We start from the raw sequence: 21,000 nt of genomic DNA, 5'->3' as shown, positions 1-21,000 counted from the left end.
TATCCAACATTTGCCTTGTGTGAAACTTATACAGTTCTCTTTAACTTCGCATTCTTTCATATGTTTGTCCCCCTATTCAATGTCTATATGTATAACCTTCTTGTATTTCCAGCCCCTATTCAGCAATTTCAAATTATGCTTTTCTACTGCTTTTCTGATGTTCATACCCTCTGTTTCAAGCTTGTCCAACAATCCAATGCAAACTTGTATGACGTCAAGAGTTTCGGCTGCAATTTCTTCTTTGTTGTCTATATTGTCTATTTCATATTTAAAAAGCTCCTCCCATAGCTCATCTACTTCTTCTTTAGCTTTGTTGAGTATTGAAACATAAGTGTCATCCTTTTTTAAAATTAGTAGTTCCATCTTTATGCCTCCTTAAAGTTTCATAAAAACTAACCAATGTGTTTTAGCTCGTTTGTTGCCAAAAAGCGGTTTGTAATCAATTATCTCTAATATTTGTTTTAACTTTATCTGCTCTTCATTCCACTTGAAAATTAGCACACCGTATTGTTCTAATACCCTCATGCATTCATTGAATCCTTGTTTAATATCTTTTTCCCAGTCTTCTGATAATTTTCCATATTTTTTGGCCATCCATGAATTTTCACCTATTTTTATTAAATGCGGTGGATCAAATACTACTAAACGAAAGGTATTATCTGGAAACGGAATGTTCCTAAAATCTCCTATAATGTCAGGTTTTATAATCAATTTCCTTCCGTCGCATAATACTTCTTCTGTTTCTCTTATATCCATAAAAACTACGTTTGGATTGTTTTTGTCAAACCAAAACATTTTGCTTCCACAACATACATCCAATATGGGTTTACCCATATAAACACTCCCCCCTAAATGAACATTTTTATAAAATCCTTGTGATTAACACCCAACCTAATGCAAGCCTCGTCTAATGCTTTATTTATAGCTCTCGTGTAATCCTCCCCTGTTCTTTCTGTTTCCTGCAATGCCAATGCTGTTGCAAGTGCTATGACTTGCTTTCTTAGTTCCCTTGATTCCTCATTTTTCATTCTTACCCTTCCCCTCTATGTATTTATCCAATATCTTCTTTGCAGTGATTATTCTTGTCTTTGCCCTTTTATCTGTTATTAAGTCCTCTATTATCATCAAAGTTTCTTTTATGTCCATCATGTCTTGTTTAATTCTATTTCCTACCCTATATCCACCTCTCATTGCAAAATCACCTTGTAACCAATTTCATTAAAATGGAGTATCCTCATCGCCAAAAGGTATTTCCTCGTTATCATTAACTGGCATAAATTCGTCTGCTTCTTGTCGGTTTTCTATCTGATTATTGTCTATTTTAGGCCAATCAAGAAATTTTATTTTGTCAGCTACAGCTTCGGTTATATATTTCTTTGTCCCATCACTTGCTTTATATGAACTTGTTTGTATCCTACCTTCAACTGCTACCAGTCTTCCTTTAGTTAAGTTGTCTGCAACTGTTTCTGCAAGTTTCCCGAATACTACACATTTGATAAAATCAGCTTCCCTCGTTCCATCTTCTTTTTTGTAGTCCCTGTCTATTGCTACTGTAAACCTTGCAACTGGTGTTCCAGTATTAGGTGTATATTTCAACTCTGGATCCGCTGTTAGCCTGCCTATGCCAAACCATTTATTCATGATTTATCTCCTCCAATAACTCTGGATTTTCGTATATGTTGCCGATTACTTTACATTTCACAAAATATTCGTATCCAACTCCATAATCACAAAACCAGCTTAAACGTCTGCTGTAATCATGTCCTAAAATTTTATGAACAGGGTGTGGGTCTACTAATACTCCATCATATGTAATATAAACTTGAGATATATAAGGATTTTTAGTTTCCGAAGTATCGTGTATCTCTACAATATCTCCTTCGTAAATTTCTGTTCCGTTGTCATCTTTCAAGCCAGTATATTGCATTAATACAATGCGAGGGTTATTTGCTATACAGGTTCTTCCGTTGCTATGTCTTACCCAAAGGTCACCATTTACAACTTCTATGTTATGAGCAAAATCAAAATAATACATTTCATCAAAAGCTCTATTCCATGCTCTAAACTTAATCTCTCTCATTTTTATTCACCTTCCTTTCGTTTTCATAAGGCATCATATACGGATTGTGCATTATACAACTATGGTAAAATTCAACTTTTTCATGTTGCAATGTGCAGTATGCTCCATCATACCATATACAATCACAACAATACATTTCTTATCTCCTCCATCCACTTTTCAGTTTCTTCAAGCCTTTTCTCCCATCTGTCCCTTTCCTCGCAAGCCTTTTCAAATGCTATCCTTGCATTGCGTATCCTTGCGTAGCTACCTTTTCATTGCATCAATTTTTTGCTCTTTTTCACCACATCATCTTTTGCTTTTTTAAGTTTCTTCTCTATCTCAAGCTTTGCAAGGCTTAAAATAAAATATCTGTCGTTCACCTAAGCACCTCCTCAATAGCTTTTAAATGCTTTTTTACTTGATTTATCTTTTCTTGTAATTCTTCAAACTCTTGTTTCTTTGTTTCTATTTCATCATCTATATTTGTTTTATAAGGACTACGACCTATCAAATAATCAGTTGTAACTTTAAAATAATCAGCCAATTTAATTAAAATATCGTAACTTGGTTCTCGACCTTTTTCAAAATATGAAATATTTTGAGGGGTTACACCTATTTCTTCAGCTAATTTTGCCTGTGTTATCATTTTCTCTTTTCTTAATTCTTTAAGTCTTTGAGAAAACATTAAATCACCCCCTCCTTGAAAGGAGCATCTTTTCAAGCTCCTTGATGTCATACTTTCTCTGCCCGCCATAGCTGTTGAAATAGTTTCGTGGTGCATTTACTTTTGCTACCGCTCCAGAACCGCTATTTTGCCAGTTTATAAACTCCTCGAAGGGTTTATCTGGGCCAAGAAAAGTTGCAGCCAGCTTTATATACCTTTCTTCAAGATTATTAAGTTTGCAGTATTCAGCATAATTAATAGCAGCCTTAATAATATCCTCAGGCTTATATTTTTCTTTAAGCCTTGTTTGCCATACCCTATAGGCTTTTTTCTTCTCCTTATGCCTTGGGTAATGGCTCCAAAATGTTTCAAACTCCTGTGTGTATGTTTCTCCTTTGCCAGGACTACCAGCTTTCGCTTCATCATCCTGCGCTCCATCACCAACTTCTGGTGACTTCTCAGCCGGGGAGTCATCATGCACACATGTATTATTTATATAATTATTTATTTTTTTATTATCATTGTTATCATTATTTACATTATTGTTTGTGTTCTTTTGCTGCTCTTTTGCTGTTCCTTCGCTGCTTTTTTGCTGCTCTTTTGCTGTTCTTTTGCTGTTCCTTAAATCTTGATAAACGCTGTAATTTACTATGTTTATAGCGGTTCTTTTGTTGTTCGTTTCAAGTGTTATCGTTTGCTCACATTCAAGCAATTTTAAGAAATCATGCACTTTTTTTCTTGACCATCCCCACCTCTCAGCTAATTTTGTCTCTGATGTAATCAAACTTCCTCTTTCTAATTTAATTAGTTCATTGCCTACCAAAACCTTTTTCTCTTCATGACTAGCTAACAATATTAAGTCAATCCAAGCTTGACCTTTACTAAATGGTTTGTCTTCCCATAACCAACTATCCTGTATTTTTCTGTATAGACTAATCCATCCTTGTTGTGACATTTAATCACTCCTTTATCCGGAGCAGGAATTAAGCCTGCTCCGATTAACCATTTAACATCTTGTCGGCCACTCTTAACGCATCTTCTATAAGTCCAATTCTTTCTAAAAACTCTGGATATGTTATTTCTTTTATCCCATTTTTAACCATGTAATTTGTTCTTCTTTGCTCTATGTTCATTCCATAAGCTCTGTTAAAATTACTTCTAAATTCTTGCCATGCCTTGTTATGTGGTATTCCTTTATCAAATGCAAATTTTCTTATCATTTGATTAAGTCTTTGTCTTGGTGTCCCTTCTATGTTTGTTGCATCTAAATTGTTTAATCTATGTTCTAAAATCTGTTGTTTTTGCTCTATTTCCTTTTGCTTTAACTCTGCTTTTGCAAGTGTGTCAAATATATGTTTAAACATTTGTAGTTCTGGACTTAACTGACTTATCATAATATTTTGTTCTCTTACTTTGAAATATGTTTCTTCTAATCTCTCATAAACTTCCCATGCTTCATCCGTATCAAGTATCTTTGCATGTCTTGCTGCTCCTCGGTCAGTCCATAAAATAAGTTGTGATACATATTTCAAAGGCTCTCTAATATCATTGGGTAGGCTCTCTTTGAAATTTTTTAATTCATTACCTTCTAACTTGTAGTAATGTTTACCTAAAATAAATCTGCCTTGATTGTTTAGAAAATTCATTTGTATATTTTTTTCTTCCGTCCCAAATTGTTCTGCTAAAACCTTAGTTGTCATCACTCTTTGGTCTTTGTATTCAATTGGAACTATATAATTCATTTTGAACCCTCCCATCATTTGTTCAAAATAGGTACTTCAATAACCTGTCCTGGTCTTATAATTGGTGATATATCATTGTGTTTTCTGATTTCATATATAAGCCTTCTTGGATCTCCATCTGTGTATTTCTTTGCAATGCTCCAAAGAGTATCTCCTGTTTTAACTGTATATTTAATGTAAATTTCTTGATTTTTTGATGAATAAGTTCTAAAGTTAATGGATATAATAGTAATGGTGGAAAATGCGACTATCACAGCTATAAAAAGCAGCTTCTTTCGTAACAATTTTTAGACCCCCTTTAATTCAATCAGCTTTTGTGCTACAATTGAGGGTGCAGGGAGTGGCGGCTCCCGCACCAAACGGTTCCATGAGAAAGCCCTTTGCCGAGGGCTTTTTCTATTGCCCTTCTACTTTCATGTTTTGTAATTCAGTTATGAATTGTGATGCTTCACTTGAGTTTAATTTTTCTATTGCATCTACATTGTATTTTGTTAGCATACTTTGTAGTTGTTCATCACTTAAATTCAGCTTTTTCTGCATTGATTGAATATAAGCAATTTGGCTTTTACTTGCAGGTTTCATCTCTTTTTTTATATTAGTTTGTTGACTAACTGAATTACCTTCCAAATCCATGTCCTCTAAGTCTTGAGTAAATATGTCGCTTAAACTTGCTACTGTTAAAGTTGCATCTATTTGTGCTCTCTTTTTTGCCATCTTTAAACATGTGTTTGCTATTGTAAAAGGATCAACTTTTTCACTTTGATATTTTCTTTCCTTACTATTACAATGTCCTAAACCTTCTGTTATAAGTTGGTCTTGTTTGTAAAGCTTACATCTTACAGTAAAAGCAAAGAATCCATTTTCATAATCCTGAACTTTTTCAATTAATTCGTATTCACTTGTTAAACCTAAGAGCATTAGAATTTTCTCAGCACCTGGTTTTAATAATGTCGGTTTCGAACTTCCTGGCACTACACCGAAATCATGATTTTGGTGTAATGTTTGCTGTATCACCTTCTGAAATTGTGTTATCTTTTGCATTGTTGCTTGAACTTGATTAATGTTGAGGTTATCTATTATAGCTAAGTTTTGATTTTGAATTGGTTGGTATTCAATCACTCTGTTTTCCATATCACTCAACCTCCACAATGAATTTTGGTTCTCTTTCTTCTACTGTAACTCCTTCGATAACTTCTCCTGTTTCACTATCTATAACCATGCCATTTACTACTTTTACAGTTTTCTTTAAACTGCTCCAATCAACTGATTTTTTAATCTTTACATATTGAGGTTTATTATTTTCAACCCAATTTAAAAGTGTATCTTCATCTCTCTTAAACTCAGGTTGTTGATATTTAAGAACTAACTTTCCGCTTGGTAATGTATAACTCTTTTGAGTTTTTGTTTCTTTTGCCTGAACTGTTTCAAAGTATTCTCTTAACTTTGCTTCGAAGAATCCAACTTCTCTATCTCTCTTTTCTTGAGCTTTCCTTAAGGCTTGTTGCAGTTGTTCGATTTTTGCATTTACCACCATTTCAAATCTGTTATACTCTGCATTTGCTTCTCTAATTTTGTCTAAACACCAATCTGCTTTTAAGTCACTGTCAACCTTAAAACCTTCTTGTTGAGTTTCTCCCTCTGGAAGAAATACATCGCTTAACCTTAATTCCATAACCTTACCTCCTTTGTAATTTTTCCAGAACTTCTTTTCCCCGCCTAAACTGAATAATTTCTATCAGCCATTGATAAACCTGTTCTTCCCCGTATGTGCTGCACATCTTCCAGAGCTGATCCGTTACTTTGTCATACGTTGTGTCATACATTATCTCGCACCCCCTCTCTCTATGAATGCTATAATCTCTTGCTCTGGTATAAAAACCTTTCCCTTACCTAACCAAACTGCTTTGATTTTGTTTTGTCTGTATAATTCTCTTATCTTTGTTTCACTACAACGTAATATTTTTGCTGCTTCACTAACTTTTAGTAGACTCATCGTCATCACACTCCACTAAGTCGTCTATTGTGCATCTTAAAGCTTTTGCTAATTTGCATAAAACTTCTGCCCCAGGGTTGTTATATTTGCCTTGCTCCAGCTCGTTGATGTAACCTACTGCTACACCACTTCTTAGTGCCAACTGCCTTTGTGTCATGTTTCTTTTTTCTCTTAATTGCCTTAACTTTATTTTCATGGGGAAACCTCCAGTCTTTTCCCCACATCACCCCTATGATTTGTGCATATACTAACTATGAGGCTATATTTTCGACTAGCTCCGTTATGTCTACTCCAAGTGCATTGGAGATTTTTATTAACACTTTTACAGTCGGATTGACTTTGCCTTTTTCTATATCACTAAGCATTGATTGAGATATCCCTGCTTTACTTGCAAGAGCTCTTTGTGATAATCCCTTTTGTAACCTTAATTCTTTGATTTTTTCCATATTGCTCACCTCCTTGATTATTATTATATTCGATATATCGATAATTATACAACTTAAATTATCGGTATTTCGTTAATTTATATTGAAATAACTCTTTTTTTCTTTAAAAATCTTAATTAATCTTGTTTTTTCAAAAATTTATCGATAAAATATAAATATATAAATATCGATATATCTATCATTAATTATGAAAAGGTGATTACTATGAACATAGGAGAAAAACTCAGAAATCTAAGGTTAAAATATAATTACTCGACTTTAAAACTTGCTCGAGCTGCTGGAGTCGCTCAATCTTATATTTCAGATATTGAAGCTGGTAAAAGCAATCCTACGATTGATAAACTTAGTAAAATCCTTTCTGTTTATGGTATTTCGCTATCTGAGTTTTTTGCTGAGGATGAACCCCAACTATCACCAGAGCTAAAGCAACTACTTGATACAGCAAAAAATCTTACACCAGAGCAATTATCTATGCTGAATGCATTTATAGCTTCATTAGGTCCTAATCGCAAAGTTGTTGAAAAAGAAATTGACGGGCAAAAAATTAGATACGTTTACGATACGACTATTAAGCCTAATGGACTTACAGAGGAAGAGGAGAGAGAAGCATTAGAAATAGTTAAACAATTGCATGAAATGCAAAAACAAAATAAAAAATAATTATCTCCCTAATATGTAATTATTAGGGAGATTTACTTTTTTGTAATTATTTGTCGTAAAGTTCTGTATACAGAAATAGGAAAACAAACATTTGTGTAGAATTTTATTTTTTGATGGGTAAATTTTTCAAAATCTATGCTATAATATAGATATATCGAACATGTGTTCGGTTTATTTTTGGTTTGGGGGTTTTATTATGCATCAAAATAGTTTATTTAAAAGGTTAAAAGAGTTGGGTGTTACATATTTTGATGTGAACTTTGAAATTTTCTATAATTTTCCTCTCTGCATACCGAACAGGGAAGAAACTTCCTGCTGTAATGGACAAGCTGATGATTTAAACTTAAAGCAGGAGGATGATACAAAGTGAGAGGACATATAAGAAAGCGTGGTGCAGGATATCAAATAATTGTTGATGTAGGCCGAGATCCAATAACTAATAAAAGAAAACAGAAAGCTCAGGGAGGATTTAAAACTAAAAAGGAAGCTGAGAAAGCCCTAGCGGAGTTGATTGCAAAGATAGAACAAGGAGAATATGTTGAATATAAAAATTCAACCTTAAAAGACTTTTTATTAAAATGGCTTGAAAATAAAAAACCTTTGCTTAAACCTACAACTTATATTTTCTATGAGAAGATAGTTAATAACATCTTGATTCCTAGATTAGGTTCTATAGAACTATCAAAACTTAAACCTATTCATATTCAAAGTTTTATATCAAAACTTTATGAAAGAGAAGATATTAATTCTACTACAATTAAGCATTATTACACTACACTTAAAACAGCTTTAAATCAAGCGGTAAAATGGCAACTTATACCTTCTAATCCATGTGAAGCAGTTGAACCACCTAAAAGAGAAAAAAAGAAAATGCAAGTTCTTACACCTGAACAAGTTAGTCAACTTTTAGATTATGCACATAATTCACATGAAGTTATGTATATTACATTGCTACTAGCTTTAACTTGTGGATTAAGACGTGGGGAAATAGTTGCTCTAAAATGGTCTAATGTCAATTTAGAAAAAGGTCATTTAGTAATTACAGAGAGTGCAACTATAAGAAAAGGCGGTAAAAATTATATTTCGAACACTAAAACTGACGCTGGAGAGAGAATCGTCGAATTACCTTCTTTTGTTATTCCTATTTTAAAACAGCATAGAAAAAAACAGCTCGAATACAAGCTGCTCTTTGGTGGTTCATATAAAGATAATAACCTTGTGTGTTGTTGGCAGAATGGAGATGAACTTAAACCTGATTATATCACACATACATTTAAAAAACTACTAAAAAAATTGAATTTACCTGATATTAGATTCCATGACCTAAGGCACACTCATGCAACATTGCTATTGCTCCAAGGGGTTAATCCTAAGATAGTTAGCGAAAGATTAGGCCATGCAAGTATAGATATAACACTTGATATATATAGCCATGTTCTCCCAACTATGCAAAAAGAAGCGGCTGAAAAAATAAATGATTTATTTTTAAAGAAGGCATAGTTTTCGCCTTCTTTTTTGTATGTTGTCAATATGTTGTCATTAAGCTTATGGTTGTCATGGCAATAAAAAGATTAAAGCCTGTAAATTATTGATTTTACAGGCTTTTCTATGGTCGGGGCGACAGGACTTGAACCTGCGACCTTATGGTCCCGAACCACACGCGCTACCACCTGCGCTACGCCCCGGTAAAAATTTCCTTATGAGATTATAAAATAAGGTTTAGCCTTAAGGCTAAACCTATGGTCGGGGTGACAGGGATTGAACCTGCGACCTCATGGTCCCAAACCACGCGCGCTCCCATCTGCGCCACACCCCGCTATCGACAAAATAAATTATAAGACATTTTTTTTATTTTTTCAAGTGTTTTTTTGTGGAATTTTTGCCTATTTAGTATCAGCGAACAAAATTAGTAAAAATCTTTTTCTCCTTTTCAGGCTCAAGGACTATACCTTCTCCACTCTTTTTTAATTTCAAAAGCCATGCCATGTTTTTGCCAAGAAGTCTCATTATCTGAACTCCCTCTTCATCCTGATAAACTTCCCCAGGTTTTGCACCATGAATTACATTCCAATAGTTTGTCGTTGGAATGAGCATTTCTGAATAAAGAAGATAATTGTTAAGCTGTTCAAAGGTTGTAACCCCACCTGAACGTCTCACAGCAACTACTGAAGCTCCTACTTTATGCCTAAAAAGCCCTCCATTTGCTGATGCAACATAAAAGGCTCTGTCTAAAAAGGCCTTCATGGTTGCAGCAATGCCGGAATAGTGAACTGGTGAGCCTAAAATTATCCCATCAGCGTTTTTCATCTTTTGAATCCATTCATTTACCTCATCATCCGTTATGCATCTTTCATTTTTATTTTTGTAGCACATCCCGCAGGCTATGCAGCCTCTTATAATTTTATCTCCAACATGGACTATTTCAACTTCAATTCCTTCCTTTTCAAGTTCCTCTGCTACAATTTTTATAGCATGATATGTATTTCCTTCCTTTTTTGGGCTTCCGTTAAAGGCAACAACCTTCATACACCTTCCCCCTTTCTTTTTCTTAAATTATACCAAGAAGGATATATAAATTCAATAAAGTCAAAAAATATAGGGCACTTTTTAGATTTTTCATCTAAAAGTGCCACATATATTAGGCGTTACTTTTTGAAATTGAGATCAACCATTGTCTGGTGAATGGGTTTTATTTATGGGTTGATAGGCTTAAGACTTTTTTTCCTCCACACCACGCCTTGGAACACATGAAGCAATAAACCCTATAAGAACAGATTGAACTGCTGGGGCAATATAATTTAAGTATTTTTGATATCTTAAAGAGTAGACTATTAAAGCTGTTATTACGTTTATTATAACCGTAACTAAAAAAAGATAAATTACAAACCTTGAAAAGGAGCTTATATATTTTTCCCATATCCTATGTCTTTTCTCGCCGGGTATTAATTTAGAAAACAAAAAGAAGGTAACAAGAACAATTAGTATATCTACTGCAAGCATTATAAAAAAAGTTTTAACTCCTAAATAGTTCGTCATAAAATCCCTCCATTCTAATTTTATTTTTTACAATTTTTTATATTTAATGTATATTGTTTCTCATGTATAATAAAAATATAGATAGGGATTGGGGTGGTTATATGGATTATAAAGAACGTAGAAAATTTGAAAGGGTCAAAATGGACTGTCAAATTCTATATCCTACCTTAATTTTAAATAATGAAAAAAGAACTTTTCTTGATGATAATGCTAAGCTTTATGTGTGTGATATTTCTGAAGCTGGTATATGTGTAAGGTCAAATTTCTTTATTCCAAATGAAAGCTTTCTATCATTTTATTTTAGAATAGAGGATAATATACCATTTAGAGTATTGGTAAAAATCGTCTGGACTAAAGTTGAAGATGGAGAATATATTGCAGGTGGTGAGTTTATAGCACTAAAATCTGAGGAAATGATGATTATTAGAGATTATGTAAATAAACATAAAAATAATTAAAAAACAAATGGAGGAATCTTCATGGCAAAGGTCTTTCTAAAATCTAAAAAAGGATTAAGAGCTGAAATGGGGCACCCTTGGATTTTTTCTGGTGAAATCGATAAAATAGAAGGCGATTTTGAAAACGGAGATATAGTTGAAGTTTACAATTTTAAAGGCAAATTTATAGGCAAAGGTTACATAAACACTAAATCCCAGATTACAGTAAGAATACTAACAAGAAACAAAGATGAAGAAATAAACGAAGATTTCTTCAGAAGAAGAATTTTAGAGGCCTGGAACTATCGCAAAAAGGTTATAGAAACCACATGCTGTAGAGTAGTGTTTGGTGAGGCTGATTTTCTTCCTGCCCTTATCGTTGATAAATATAGCGATTATCTTGTTGTCCAAACCCTTGCCCTTGGAATTGATAAATACAAAGATATTATAGTAAAAGTTTTAAAGGAAATCTTCAATCCAAAGGGCATATATGAAAGGAACGACGTTCCTGTTAGGGAACTTGAGGGGCTTAATCAACAAAAGGGATTTTTAACAGAACCCTTTGATACTACAATAATTACCGAAGAAAATGGCGTTAAATTCTATGTTGACATAGAAAACGGCCAAAAGACAGGTTACTTCCTAGATCAAAAGGAAAATAGAGCTGCCATTAAGGACATTGTAAAGGATGCTGATGTTTTAGACTGTTTTTGCCATACCGGCTCATTTTCCCTGCATGCCGCAAGATATGGTGCAAAAAGTGTTCTTGGAATAGATATTTCTGAACATGCCGTTGAATTTGCAAGAAAAAATGCTGAACTTAATGGGTTCCAGGATATATGTAAATTTGAAGCCCACAATGCCTTTGATGTTCTTCACCCATGGTCAAAGGAAGGAAGAAAATTCGATGTAGTTATCCTTGACCCACCAGCCTTTACAAAGAGTAAAGATACAGTAGAAAGTGCAATGAGGGGATACAAAGAAATAAACTTAAGAGCCATGAAGCTTTTAAAACCCGGAGGATTTTTGGTAACAGCTTCTTGTTCACATCATTTAACCCCAGAGCTTTTTTATCAAGTTATCATGGATGCTGCAATAGATGCCAAAAAAACTATAAGGCAAGTTGAATATAGGACCCAATCCAAGGACCATCCAATCCTTTGGAACTCCGGTGAAACCCTATACTTAAAATTCCTTATACTTCAAATAATATAGGCTGCATACAATGCAGCCTTATATTTTTACTATCCTTCCATCCTTAAAAACAGGAACCACATCCAATATATCTTCCATAAAGCAATATTCTATATCCTCTTTACAACCTATAGAAATCAAATAATTATAATGTCCCGCATATTTTACATATTCTAATATTTTTCCTTTATAATCCCTATAGGCAATATAAGCAGCAGTTGATATATCATCAATATTGCAATTCCCAAGTTTTAAAAATTCATATATTATTTTCCCTGCACATATAAAATCATCTAAAGAAAGCTTACCATAAGTTCCTGCACAAACTATGGCAATATCCCTTTTATCCTCGAATACTTTTTTTACAAGAGCCTTTCCATTCAGCATGCACCCAATATAGATATTTTTAGCATTAAAGGATTTATATATTGCTCTTGTTCCATTTGAGGTCGTAAAAACAATATTCTTGCCCTCCACAAATTCCCTTTTATATTCTAAGGGTGAATTTCCAAAATCAAAACCATCGATTTTAAGTCCCCTTCTTTCACCACCTAAAAGATATCCTTCTTCCTTAAACTTTAATGCATCCTCCACCTCTAATACTGGAAAAACAGTTGCACCGTTATATATAGCTGTTGTAATAACCGATGTAGCTCTTAAAACGTCTATTACAATTACATCTTTATCCCTTAAAAATTCCTTATCAACATCGTTTACGGAAGGAAACAAAGCGATATTCACATTATCATCTCCTTAAAGTAAGCAAAAACCCCTTTAAAGGGGTTACATTATTTTGCCTTATAATTTGTTACTGATTTTCTTGATATTAGTTTTGTTTCAACTATAATTTTCTGTTTTTCTTCATTTCTTCCCATTATTTCGTCGATAACAAGCCTTGCTGCTTCGAATCCTAACTTATATGCATTGATATCAACAGAACTTAACGGCGGAGTTGCATGTTCTGCAAGGGGTATATTGTTAAAGCTCAATATAGATATATCCTGAGGAACCTTAAAACCAAGTTCTCTTGCAGCCCTTATAGCACCAAAGGCCATTAAATCATCTGTAACAAGAACAGCTGTAGGTGGCTTAGGACTTGACAAAATTATCTTCATACAATCATATCCACCCTGCTGAACGAAATCGCTGGAGGTCAATAAACCTTCATCAAGTTCTATTTTATTCTCAATTAATGCCTTTTTGTAGCCTTCAAATCGGTCTAATGAAACGACAAGATTTAAAGAACCGTTAATGAGCCCAATCCTTCTATGTCCCTTTTTTATTAAAAAGTTTGTTGCTTCATAGGCAGATTTAACATTATCATTATCTACAAAATTTATATTTTCATCATTATAGGGCCTTCCTATCATCGAAAAAGGAAGGTTAAGCTCCATAACTTTGTTTAAAATAGCATCGTTTACCCTCGAATACATCAAAATAAGCCCATCTACTCTTCCACCAAAAACAATGGAATTTAAAGATTCCATCTGCTCCTTTTCTGTATTGCCTGTAGTAAGAAGCAGGCAATATTCTTCATCATGGGCACACTTTGCAATGCCTCTTAGCGCCTCTGGAAAGAAGGGATTCAAAAAGACATGTTCAGCAGAACGTGGCATAACTATTCCTATAGTTTTTGTCGTCTTGTTTACAAGGCTTCTTGCTATAGCATTAGGATGATATCCTAATTCCTTCATCGCCAGCCTTACCTTTTCCTTAGTTTTTTCACTTATCCTTGGACTGTCCGATATTACTCTTGATACCGTCGATGGGGATACTCCAGCTTTTTCTGCTACATCCTTTATTGTAACCATTACCTTCCCCTACTTTCTTTTTAATTTAAAAATAGAAATAACGGTCCTAAATACAACAGCCTCTTCAAATTTTTTAATATCAAGTCCTGTTATAGCCTTAATCTTTTCAATTCTATAAAGAAGCGTATTTCTATGAAGATACAGCCTTCTCGATGCCTCACTTATATTAAGATGGCACCTAAAGAGCTCTTCTGCTGTATTTATAAGCTCTTTATCTCTGTATACATCATAAAAATTTTCATACCCGCCATTTAGATAAAAATCTATTTTAGACATATCACCCTCAGAAATTATACCATAAAGAATCATTTTATCAATATGGAATATTCCTTCATTGTATCCTAAATTTTTCGCAAGAAGACAGGATGTTTTAGCATGAATAGCTGAATTTTTTATAGTATAATCACCCTTTACTTGTCTTCCTGAGCCTATTATTACATTATTAGCACCTTCCTGCTTTAACTCCTCAAGAATGGATTCTGCTTCCTCTTCAAAATTTTCAATTTCTTTTACTATATAAATGCCCTCATCATCCTTTACAAGTTCTGCCTCGTAACCATCGTAAATACTTTCTACTATATTAAAATACTTAATAGGGCACATTATATACATCGTCGTTTTATTTAAAAACTTTCCCATTAGCTTTTCTTTAGGAACATCGTTTTTTAGAATATATTCAAGAGGCTGCAGAACATCTGCAGCCTCTTTATTTTTATAAAAACTAAAATAAAGCTTTACAAGGTTACAGGCATCCTGCGATAATTTACCTTTAATTGACAATATATTATCGCCTATCCTAATAAAGGTAAAGTCACCGATTTCTATATCATCAACGTCCTTAAACCCTATATCTTTTCCTTCTTTGAGATTGCCATTTATATCGTATAACCCAATTTCATATCCTAAGGCTAAATATAAATCATCGCAGAATGACATAAATATCCTCCTTAGCAAATAGCAAGTTCAGTTTCTTTGTCAAAAACGTGCATCTTGTTCATATCTATAGCAAGTTTTATAGTTTCATCAACCTTTGCTTTACTTGTTGGCTCAACTCTTGCTGTTATATTCTTGCCTTCGCATACAACATAAAGATATGTTTCAGCACCCATGTGCTCAATAACCTCTACCTTAGCCTCAATTATGCTTTCCTTATGTGCAGTTATGAAATCTGTGCTATCATCTATATGTTCTGGTCTTATACCAAAGATTACTTCCTTACCAATATAGCCCTTTTCTTCAATAACCTTTGCCTTATCCTGTGGAATAGGGAGCTTTACATTGCCAAATACAATGAATAAATTATCTCCTTCTTTAACAATCTTTGCATCGATAAAGTTCATCTGTGGGCTTCCAATAAATCCGGCAACAAATAGGTTTGCAGGATGTTCATAAATGTCCTGTGGTGCAGCAATTTGCTGAATTACTCCATCCTTCATTACAACTATCTTTGTTCCCATCGTCATAGCTTCTGTTTGGTCATGGGTAACATATATAAATGTAGTATTTAATCTCTTATGAAGCTTTGAAATTTCTGTTCTCATTTGAACTCTTAATTTTGCATCAAGGTTTGATAGAGGCTCATCCATTAAGAATACCTTAGGCTCTCTAACTATTGCTCTTCCAAGGGCAACTCTTTGTCTTTGTCCACCTGATAGAGCCTTTGGCTTTCTATCTAAAAGATGTTCAATATCAAGTATTCTTGCAGCTTCTCTAACCTTTTTATCGATTACATCCTTGGGAACTTTCCTTAACTTTAATCCAAAGGCCATGTTTTCATAAACAGTCATATGTGGATAAAGAGCATAGTTTTGGAAAACCATTGCAATATCTCTATCCTTTGGTGCAACATCGTTCATTAGCTTGTCTCCAATGTAAAGCTCACCTGATGAAATTTCTTCAAGGCCTGCAATCATTCTTAAAGTTGTTGATTTTCCACATCCTGAAGGTCCAACAAGAACTACGAATTCCTTATCTTCAATTTCTAAATTACAATCTTTAACTGCAGTAACATTACCTGGATAAACTTTATAAACATTCTTTAATACAACTTTAGCCATAAAGATCCCCCTTAAATATAAGACTTTAATAACATCATAGCATACAAAAAAAGGACCTTAAATATATAAGGTATATGAATAAAATATGCAATTTAAACAAAGTTATATTACCTTATGAATCCTTTGGGAATTCTTTTGTTTTGCTTTATCACAATTTTTTGCAGGCACAAAAAAACTAAAAAAATTTTTAAGCTTCTTTTTAAATCTTAGCCATTTGAAATTAATAATTTTAACTTCATTCCCCCTATTCATAAACCCACCCCAATTTTTTTCTTTATTTATATTATACTTTGAAATTTTTAAAATTCCAATCAAAATTGTTTGATTTGTCTGAATTTTTTATTTTCAATGTCAAAAATCCAGTCTCCCTTAAGTCTTTTTTCCTCATCCGTTGCATTAGCCTTTACATCGACGCTAAAGGCAAATTCCTTTTCAGATATAAAAAAGGGGTCCCTTAAAGAAAAAACATCACCTTTAAATTGAGAATTTAGGGGCATGTCGATACTTGAACCATCTTCACTGTTATATGCTTTAATTTCCCTTTTTCCCTTTTCATCCTCAATCTCAACTAAAAACTTTTTACCATCCGGTGAAAAGGCTATTAAATTTATTACCTTACCAAGGAAATAATCTATGGACTTTATTTTTACCTCCCTTTTTCCCTCCTCCTCCTGTCCTTCCTGTTGTGCCTGCTGGGCAGCTTGCCCCTCCTGTTGACCCTGCTCACCTCCTTGAGATACCTTAAAGGTTTCCTCCTCAAGTTTTACCATCCCCAAAAAAGAATCCTTATCAATGCTTGATATGACAATCATGTCCCCTTCGGGGGAGGATGCACAAGGACCAAATCTTTTTTTAGGAACTTTAAACTTCTGTTCAGGAGTTAGCATGTTTTGAGCAGATGTAAAATTGGGTAAATCCTCAAGGGAGATAATAGCTTCAGCCTTAGACTTTTCATCTTCTTTTTTATAAAGAATATTTCCCTTTGCAAAATACTCAGTAGATTTATCCTTTTTAATTTCATCTATCATAAGTTTGCTATCCTTAGTAATTATTTTATATTTGAAAACATCCTCAGAAAAGTAAGGAAAGTTAGAATAAGAACTAAATATATGGACTGTAAACTCATCTTCATTAAAGCCTTCCTTTTCTATTTTATAAGCAACTGGTCTTGGATTTTCCTGTTTAGGAAGTTCCTTATAGTTTTCCCTAAGCTTAGGGCTATAGTAGGATAGCATCGCATTTATATCTCTTTGCATTGCGTTGAACATGTAATTATTTAAAAACTCCTCTGCACTTTTTTTGTCCAGTTTATTACTCTTAACTTCAGTTTTATTAGTATCTGATTTCTCATTCTTATCGGGGCAGCCAACTAGAAAAAATATGGACAATAGTAAAAATATCGCTATAATCCTTTTCATATCATCACCTACCTTTTTTATTTATTTTTCCTCAAAGGATTCATTATTATTAGGTTTTTTTCATAAATATAGTTTTGTAATAATATTAAGGTGATAAAATGAACATATTAAAGATCGCCTTTGTGTTTGTTGGAACGATTATAGGTGCTGGCCTTGCTTCCGGTCAGGAGATACTGCAATTTTTTACTGTTTATGGAGTCGATGGTTTTTGGGGAATATTTTTATGTTTATTTTTATATATGTTTTTTTCAATAATAATCATCGAATTATCTAATAAATATAAATTTAAATCATATAAGGATTTTTTAGATTTTGTATTTGGGAAATTTTCATTCTTGAGCGATTCTATTTATACTTTTTTTGTGTTTTCCAGTAATGTTATTATGATTTCAGGTTCTGCGACGATGCTCTATGAATATTTCCATATCGATAAAAGATTTGCTGTAATATTGGTTTGTATAGTTGTGCTTTTAATCTCCCTCTTTTCAACAAAGGGTATTATTGAATTTAACTCCTTAGTTGTTCCCTTTTCAACAATCAACATAATAATACTTGGAATCTTAGTCTTTTTCTCGGAAAAGGACACATTTTATCATATCATTGATATCTACAAACCCTTTAAAACAAATTGGATAGTTTCTTCTATTATATATGCCTCCTTCAATATTATGTCTTTAGTTGGAGTATTTACACCAATGATGGAGGAAATAAAAAATAAAGGAGCCTTTATTAAAGGCTCCATATTAGGAAGTTTCATATTAACCTTTATAGCACTTATAATAAACTACTCCCTTTTGTGCTATTATCCTCAAAGTTTTAGCAAAGAAGTCCCAAATATATATATTGCAAGATTCTATGGAAAAATACTCCCTATTAATCTTTTGATTGCTATTTGGCTTGAAATGATTTCAACTGAAATTAGCGATATCTATTCCCTTTCAAACAGACTAAAACATCTTTTTAAGCTTAATTATAGCCAGACAGCAATTATAATAATATCAGTTTCAATTCCCTTCGCTTTTATTAGTTTTTCTAGTCTTATAAGACTAATTTATCCTCTTTATGGGGTAATCAGCCTGATTTTTCTTGTCATAAGCAGTCTAAAGGCTATTTTAATTCGCTAAATCTCTTTCGATTTTATCCTCTAGCTGAACTTCTTTATCATACAGCTTAACTTTAATAGGGCTTCCCTTTATTAATTGTAATATTACTTTTTCTTTATTTACATCAACTTTTATAAGTCTTTGTCTATAGTTTATCTTAAATGAATATCTATTCCAATTTTGTGGGATCCTTGGGCTAAATAAAATTTCATCTTCAAAGGCTCTAAATCCTCCAAAACCAGCCACAATACCTAACCATGACCCTGCCATATTAGCTGCATGGATTCCATCCTTTGTATTTCCATGGTGGTCATCAAGGTCCATTCTTGCCGTTCTCATAAAGTAATCATAAGCCTTATCTATATATCCTATATCACAGGCAACAATACTAAATATGCAGGGTGATAATGAAGAATCATGGGTTGTTACTTTCTCATAGTATTCAAAATCCCTAATTTTTTGTTCTTTAGTAAATTTATCGCTGTGTAAATATAGGGCTAGAACCCAGTCAGCCTGTTTGCATACCTGATGTCTGTAAATTACAAGAGGATGGTAGTGCAAAAGTAGAGGGTAATTTTCCTTTGGGGTATTTTCAAAGTCCCAAATTTTCTTGCTAAGGAAGCTATCATCCTGCGGATGGATCTTTAATTTTTCATCATATGGAATATACATATTGTCGGCTGCTTTTTTCCATCTTACTATTTCCTCTTCATCAAGTTCTATTTTTTCTTTTATCCTTTGGTATTCATCATTAAAATTTTTCTTTATATATTCTGCTACATAGGCTGCTAAGCTCAAATGATCCTTTGCCATTAGGTTTGTATATGCGTTGTTGTTAACGATTGCTGTATATTCATCTGGACCTGTAACTCCATCTATACAAAAGCCCTTGCCTTCAACATAATGACCAAGATCCTCAAAAATCCTTGCAGTTTCAAATAGTATCTCTGCCCCATACTTTATTAAAAACTCTTCGTCTAAAGTTGCCTCATAATATTTCTTAATAGCATATGCTATATCAGCATTTATATGATATTGTGCAGTTGAAGCTGGAAAGTAAGCCGAACATTCTTCACCGTTTATTGTTCTCCATGGGAAAAGAGCACCTTTTTCATGAGACATTTGTCTCGCCCTTTCCCTCGCTTTGTCCAAGGTATTATATCTATATTCTAATAATTTTCTGGCTACCTCAGGCTTTGTATATATAAACATTGGGATAATATACATTTCTGTATCCCAAAAATAATGTCCTTCATATCCTTCTCCAGTCAGGCCTTTTGCTCCTATATTTGTTTTTGAATCCTTACCTGTTGATTGAAGAATATGGAACATATTAAATCTTATCCCCTGCTGAAGTTTAGCATCCCCTTCGATCTCAACATCTGCACTTTCCCAAAATCTTTTCATATACTCTATTTGATTTTTCTTGATATTCTCATAACCCATCTTAACTGCCCTTTTTAGCACCCTATCCTTCACATTAAAAATTTCATCATCATAGTCCCTTGTTGTTGTGTAGGATATATATTTAATAAATTCTATTTTTTTCTTTTCAACCCCATTTATTTCGTATTCAATTCCAACTATATATTCATCCTCAATGCTCTTTACTGTATAATCTTGTTCTGTTGTAAATAAATTTTTGGCTGCACATAAAAGTTTAAAGTTAGAATTCTTTGTTTTTGAAAGGATTGAAATTTCGTCATCTTCAATATTTTTTTCTATTATTTCAAGGGATCTTCCAGAAAGTCCCGAACCTACTCTTGGATCATCCTCAGCAGTAAGATTCTTTACGTTTCCATCTATTAACGAAACCAATTTAATTTTTCCACTAAAATTTAAAGGTATAATTGAAACTTTTACTGCTGCAAGGTGCTTATCATCGAAACTTGCCAATCTTTCAAAATTTAATTCCAATTCTTTACCTGTTTTAGTTCTCCATACAGCTTTTCTTTTTAAAACTCCTTCCTTAAGATCCAAAACCCTTTCATAATCTAAAATTTCTGAATCCATCATATTAAATTCTTCATCATCAACATAAATTTTTATAATCTTTGAATTTATGACGTTTAACATAGTCTGACCTATCTCTGGGAAGGCATAGGCCTTTTCTCCATATTTTATTTCATGGGTTTCATAAAAACCGTTTAAATATGTGCCTTCTACTGTATATTTTTTATCCTTTAAGCCTTCTTCAAAATTTCCCCTCATTCCAATATAACCGTTGCCAATTGAGAAAATTGTCTCATTTTTTTTGCTGCCCTCTAGATTAAAATTTTTCTCAACTATTTTCCATTCATCTATTAAAAGATCGTTCTTTATTTCATTCATTGCAACATCTCCTTTCTATTAAAATTTGGCATGCCTTAGGGCATGC

31 protein-coding genes and 2 tRNA genes are annotated in these 21,000 nt (G+C 33.2%); 6 read left to right on the top strand and 27 right to left on the bottom strand.

Annotated features, from left to right (window positions below):
* Positions 1 to 72: 72 nt before the first annotated feature.
* From Q3V94_RS02680 to Q3V94_RS02605, 16 genes are all read right to left on the bottom strand, one after another.
* A complete protein-coding gene (locus tag Q3V94_RS02680) occupies positions 73 to 363 on the bottom strand; it encodes a hypothetical protein (protein ID WP_303524549.1) in 291 nt (96 codons plus the stop codon).
* A 12-nt stretch (positions 364 to 375) separates the two neighbouring features.
* Entirely contained in the window at positions 376 to 834 is a 459-nt protein-coding gene (locus Q3V94_RS02675) for an SAM-dependent methyltransferase (RefSeq protein ID WP_303524551.1), read from the bottom strand.
* Between the two features lie 14 nt (positions 835 to 848).
* Positions 849 to 1,028: a hypothetical protein gene (locus tag Q3V94_RS02670; RefSeq protein WP_303524977.1), complete on the bottom strand. Its 180-nt coding sequence runs from the start codon at positions 1,026 to 1,028 to the stop codon at positions 849 to 851.
* Positions 1,018 to 1,191 carry a hypothetical protein gene (locus Q3V94_RS02665; protein ID WP_303524975.1) on the bottom strand — a complete coding sequence of 58 codons (174 nt, stop codon included), beginning with the start codon at positions 1,189 to 1,191 and terminating at the stop codon, positions 1,018 to 1,020. Before Q3V94_RS02665 ends, Q3V94_RS02670 begins: the two co-directional genes overlap by 11 nt.
* Positions 1,192 to 1,218: 27 nt before the next feature.
* On the bottom strand, positions 1,219 to 1,641 hold the full coding sequence (locus tag Q3V94_RS02660) for a single-stranded DNA-binding protein (protein WP_303524974.1): 423 nt from the start codon (positions 1,639 to 1,641) through the stop codon (positions 1,219 to 1,221).
* Entirely contained in the window at positions 1,634 to 2,080 is a 447-nt protein-coding gene (locus Q3V94_RS02655; protein WP_303524972.1) for a YopX family protein, read from the bottom strand. Before Q3V94_RS02655 ends, Q3V94_RS02660 begins: the two co-directional genes overlap by 8 nt.
* 358 nt (positions 2,081 to 2,438) lie before the next feature.
* Entirely contained in the window at positions 2,439 to 2,747 is a 309-nt protein-coding gene (locus Q3V94_RS02650; RefSeq protein ID WP_303524970.1) for a helix-turn-helix domain-containing protein, read from the bottom strand.
* Between the two features lie 4 nt (positions 2,748 to 2,751).
* The gene (locus tag Q3V94_RS02645; protein WP_303524969.1) at positions 2,752 to 3,681 is read right to left on the bottom strand and encodes a hypothetical protein; all 930 of its coding nucleotides are present in this window, start codon (positions 3,679 to 3,681) and stop codon (positions 2,752 to 2,754) included.
* A 43-nt stretch (positions 3,682 to 3,724) separates the two neighbouring features.
* Positions 3,725 to 4,468: an ORF6N domain-containing protein gene (locus tag Q3V94_RS02640; RefSeq protein WP_303524968.1), complete on the bottom strand. Its 744-nt coding sequence runs from the start codon at positions 4,466 to 4,468 to the stop codon at positions 3,725 to 3,727.
* Between the two features lie 14 nt (positions 4,469 to 4,482).
* Positions 4,483 to 4,752, bottom strand: a complete 270-nt coding sequence (locus tag Q3V94_RS02635) for a LysM peptidoglycan-binding domain-containing protein (protein WP_303524966.1) — start codon at positions 4,750 to 4,752, stop codon at positions 4,483 to 4,485.
* Positions 4,753 to 4,864: 112 nt separating this feature from the next.
* Entirely contained in the window at positions 4,865 to 5,617 is a 753-nt protein-coding gene (locus tag Q3V94_RS02630) for a hypothetical protein (RefSeq protein ID WP_303524964.1), read from the bottom strand.
* Positions 5,601 to 6,140, bottom strand: coding sequence for a host-nuclease inhibitor Gam family protein (locus Q3V94_RS02625; protein WP_303524962.1), 540 nt, complete (start codon positions 6,138 to 6,140; stop codon positions 5,601 to 5,603). Before Q3V94_RS02625 ends, Q3V94_RS02630 begins: the two co-directional genes overlap by 17 nt.
* 4 nt (positions 6,141 to 6,144) lie before the next feature.
* The gene (locus tag Q3V94_RS02620; RefSeq protein ID WP_303524961.1) at positions 6,145 to 6,291 is read right to left on the bottom strand and encodes a hypothetical protein; all 147 of its coding nucleotides are present in this window, start codon (positions 6,289 to 6,291) and stop codon (positions 6,145 to 6,147) included.
* The gene (locus tag Q3V94_RS02615; protein ID WP_303524960.1) at positions 6,291 to 6,461 is read right to left on the bottom strand and encodes a helix-turn-helix domain-containing protein; all 171 of its coding nucleotides are present in this window, start codon (positions 6,459 to 6,461) and stop codon (positions 6,291 to 6,293) included. Before Q3V94_RS02615 ends, Q3V94_RS02620 begins: the two co-directional genes overlap by 1 nt.
* Positions 6,442 to 6,657: a helix-turn-helix domain-containing protein gene (locus tag Q3V94_RS02610; RefSeq protein ID WP_303524959.1), complete on the bottom strand. Its 216-nt coding sequence runs from the start codon at positions 6,655 to 6,657 to the stop codon at positions 6,442 to 6,444. The genes Q3V94_RS02615 and Q3V94_RS02610 overlap by 20 nt, the downstream gene beginning before the upstream one ends.
* A 55-nt stretch (positions 6,658 to 6,712) precedes the next feature.
* Positions 6,713 to 6,907: a helix-turn-helix domain-containing protein gene (locus tag Q3V94_RS02605; protein WP_303524958.1), complete on the bottom strand. Its 195-nt coding sequence runs from the start codon at positions 6,905 to 6,907 to the stop codon at positions 6,713 to 6,715.
* Between the two features lie 204 nt (positions 6,908 to 7,111).
* Here Q3V94_RS02605 and Q3V94_RS02600 point away from each other — a divergent pair, with 204 nt between their 5' ends.
* From Q3V94_RS02600 to Q3V94_RS02590, 3 genes are all read left to right on the top strand, one after another.
* Positions 7,112 to 7,567: a helix-turn-helix domain-containing protein gene (locus Q3V94_RS02600; protein WP_303524957.1), complete on the top strand. Its 456-nt coding sequence runs from the start codon at positions 7,112 to 7,114 to the stop codon at positions 7,565 to 7,567.
* Positions 7,568 to 7,763: 196 nt separating this feature from the next.
* Positions 7,764 to 7,937 (top strand): hypothetical protein, encoded by a 174-nt coding sequence (locus tag Q3V94_RS02595; RefSeq protein WP_303524956.1) that lies wholly within the window; start codon positions 7,764 to 7,766, stop codon positions 7,935 to 7,937.
* Positions 7,934 to 9,067, top strand: a complete 1,134-nt coding sequence (locus Q3V94_RS02590) for a site-specific integrase (RefSeq protein ID WP_303524955.1) — start codon at positions 7,934 to 7,936, stop codon at positions 9,065 to 9,067. Before Q3V94_RS02595 ends, Q3V94_RS02590 begins: the two co-directional genes overlap by 4 nt.
* A 109-nt stretch (positions 9,068 to 9,176) precedes the next feature.
* Here the strand turns inward: Q3V94_RS02590 and Q3V94_RS02585 are convergent.
* The 4 genes from Q3V94_RS02585 to Q3V94_RS02570 form a co-directional block, all read right to left on the bottom strand.
* Positions 9,177 to 9,252: transfer RNA gene (locus Q3V94_RS02585), tRNA-Pro, on the bottom strand.
* Positions 9,253 to 9,307: 55 nt separating this feature from the next.
* A tRNA-Pro gene (locus Q3V94_RS02580) sits at positions 9,308 to 9,383 on the bottom strand.
* 77 nt (positions 9,384 to 9,460) lie between these two features.
* The gene (locus Q3V94_RS02575; protein ID WP_303524954.1) at positions 9,461 to 10,093 is read right to left on the bottom strand and encodes a flavodoxin family protein; all 633 of its coding nucleotides are present in this window, start codon (positions 10,091 to 10,093) and stop codon (positions 9,461 to 9,463) included.
* A gap of 183 nt (positions 10,094 to 10,276) precedes the next feature.
* Positions 10,277 to 10,603 carry a hypothetical protein gene (locus Q3V94_RS02570; RefSeq protein WP_303524953.1) on the bottom strand — a complete coding sequence of 109 codons (327 nt, stop codon included), beginning with the start codon at positions 10,601 to 10,603 and terminating at the stop codon, positions 10,277 to 10,279.
* A 62-nt stretch (positions 10,604 to 10,665) separates the two neighbouring features.
* Between Q3V94_RS02570 and Q3V94_RS02565 the strand changes: the two genes are divergently transcribed.
* Both Q3V94_RS02565 and Q3V94_RS02560 read left to right on the top strand, forming a co-directional pair.
* Positions 10,666 to 11,061: a PilZ domain-containing protein gene (locus Q3V94_RS02565; RefSeq protein ID WP_368506504.1), complete on the top strand. Its 396-nt coding sequence runs from the start codon at positions 10,666 to 10,668 to the stop codon at positions 11,059 to 11,061.
* Positions 11,062 to 11,082: 21 nt separating this feature from the next.
* Entirely contained in the window at positions 11,083 to 12,255 is a 1,173-nt protein-coding gene (locus Q3V94_RS02560; protein ID WP_303524951.1) for a class I SAM-dependent rRNA methyltransferase, read from the top strand.
* 18 nt (positions 12,256 to 12,273) lie between these two features.
* On the opposite strand, the gene Q3V94_RS02555 is transcribed toward Q3V94_RS02560, so the two are convergent.
* From Q3V94_RS02555 to Q3V94_RS02530, 6 genes are all read right to left on the bottom strand, one after another.
* On the bottom strand, positions 12,274 to 12,975 hold the full coding sequence (locus Q3V94_RS02555) for a 2-phosphosulfolactate phosphatase (RefSeq protein ID WP_303524950.1): 702 nt from the start codon (positions 12,973 to 12,975) through the stop codon (positions 12,274 to 12,276).
* A 47-nt stretch (positions 12,976 to 13,022) separates the two neighbouring features.
* Positions 13,023 to 14,045 (bottom strand): LacI family DNA-binding transcriptional regulator, encoded by a 1,023-nt coding sequence (locus Q3V94_RS02550; RefSeq protein WP_303524948.1) that lies wholly within the window; start codon positions 14,043 to 14,045, stop codon positions 13,023 to 13,025.
* A gap of 9 nt (positions 14,046 to 14,054) precedes the next feature.
* Positions 14,055 to 14,981, bottom strand: coding sequence for a CdaR family transcriptional regulator (locus Q3V94_RS02545; protein ID WP_303524947.1), 927 nt, complete (start codon positions 14,979 to 14,981; stop codon positions 14,055 to 14,057).
* Positions 14,982 to 14,992: 11 nt separating this feature from the next.
* Complete coding sequence (locus tag Q3V94_RS02540; protein WP_008909412.1) at positions 14,993 to 16,102, bottom strand: ABC transporter ATP-binding protein; 1,110 nt, start codon at positions 16,100 to 16,102, stop codon at positions 14,993 to 14,995.
* Positions 16,103 to 16,204: 102 nt separating this feature from the next.
* Positions 16,205 to 16,354, bottom strand: a complete 150-nt coding sequence (locus tag Q3V94_RS02535) for a hypothetical protein (RefSeq protein WP_303524944.1) — start codon at positions 16,352 to 16,354, stop codon at positions 16,205 to 16,207.
* A gap of 59 nt (positions 16,355 to 16,413) precedes the next feature.
* Positions 16,414 to 17,520 carry a hypothetical protein gene (locus Q3V94_RS02530; protein WP_303524943.1) on the bottom strand — a complete coding sequence of 369 codons (1,107 nt, stop codon included), beginning with the start codon at positions 17,518 to 17,520 and terminating at the stop codon, positions 16,414 to 16,416.
* Between the two features lie 98 nt (positions 17,521 to 17,618).
* Between Q3V94_RS02530 and Q3V94_RS02525 the strand changes: the two genes are divergently transcribed.
* Positions 17,619 to 18,644 carry a transporter gene (locus Q3V94_RS02525; protein WP_303524942.1) on the top strand — a complete coding sequence of 342 codons (1,026 nt, stop codon included), beginning with the start codon at positions 17,619 to 17,621 and terminating at the stop codon, positions 18,642 to 18,644.
* Here the strand turns inward: Q3V94_RS02525 and Q3V94_RS02520 are convergent.
* Positions 18,633 to 20,954 carry a glycoside hydrolase family 65 protein gene (locus Q3V94_RS02520; RefSeq protein ID WP_303524941.1) on the bottom strand — a complete coding sequence of 774 codons (2,322 nt, stop codon included), beginning with the start codon at positions 20,952 to 20,954 and terminating at the stop codon, positions 18,633 to 18,635. The genes Q3V94_RS02525 and Q3V94_RS02520 overlap by 12 nt on opposite strands.
* Between the last annotated feature and the right edge of the window lie 46 nt (positions 20,955 to 21,000).

The organism is Caloramator sp. CAR-1 (assembly GCF_030546345.1).
GTDB lineage: Bacteria > Bacillota > Clostridia > Clostridiales > Caloramatoraceae > Caloramator > Caloramator australicus.
This window is presented reverse-complemented; position numbering and strand designations above follow the sequence as displayed.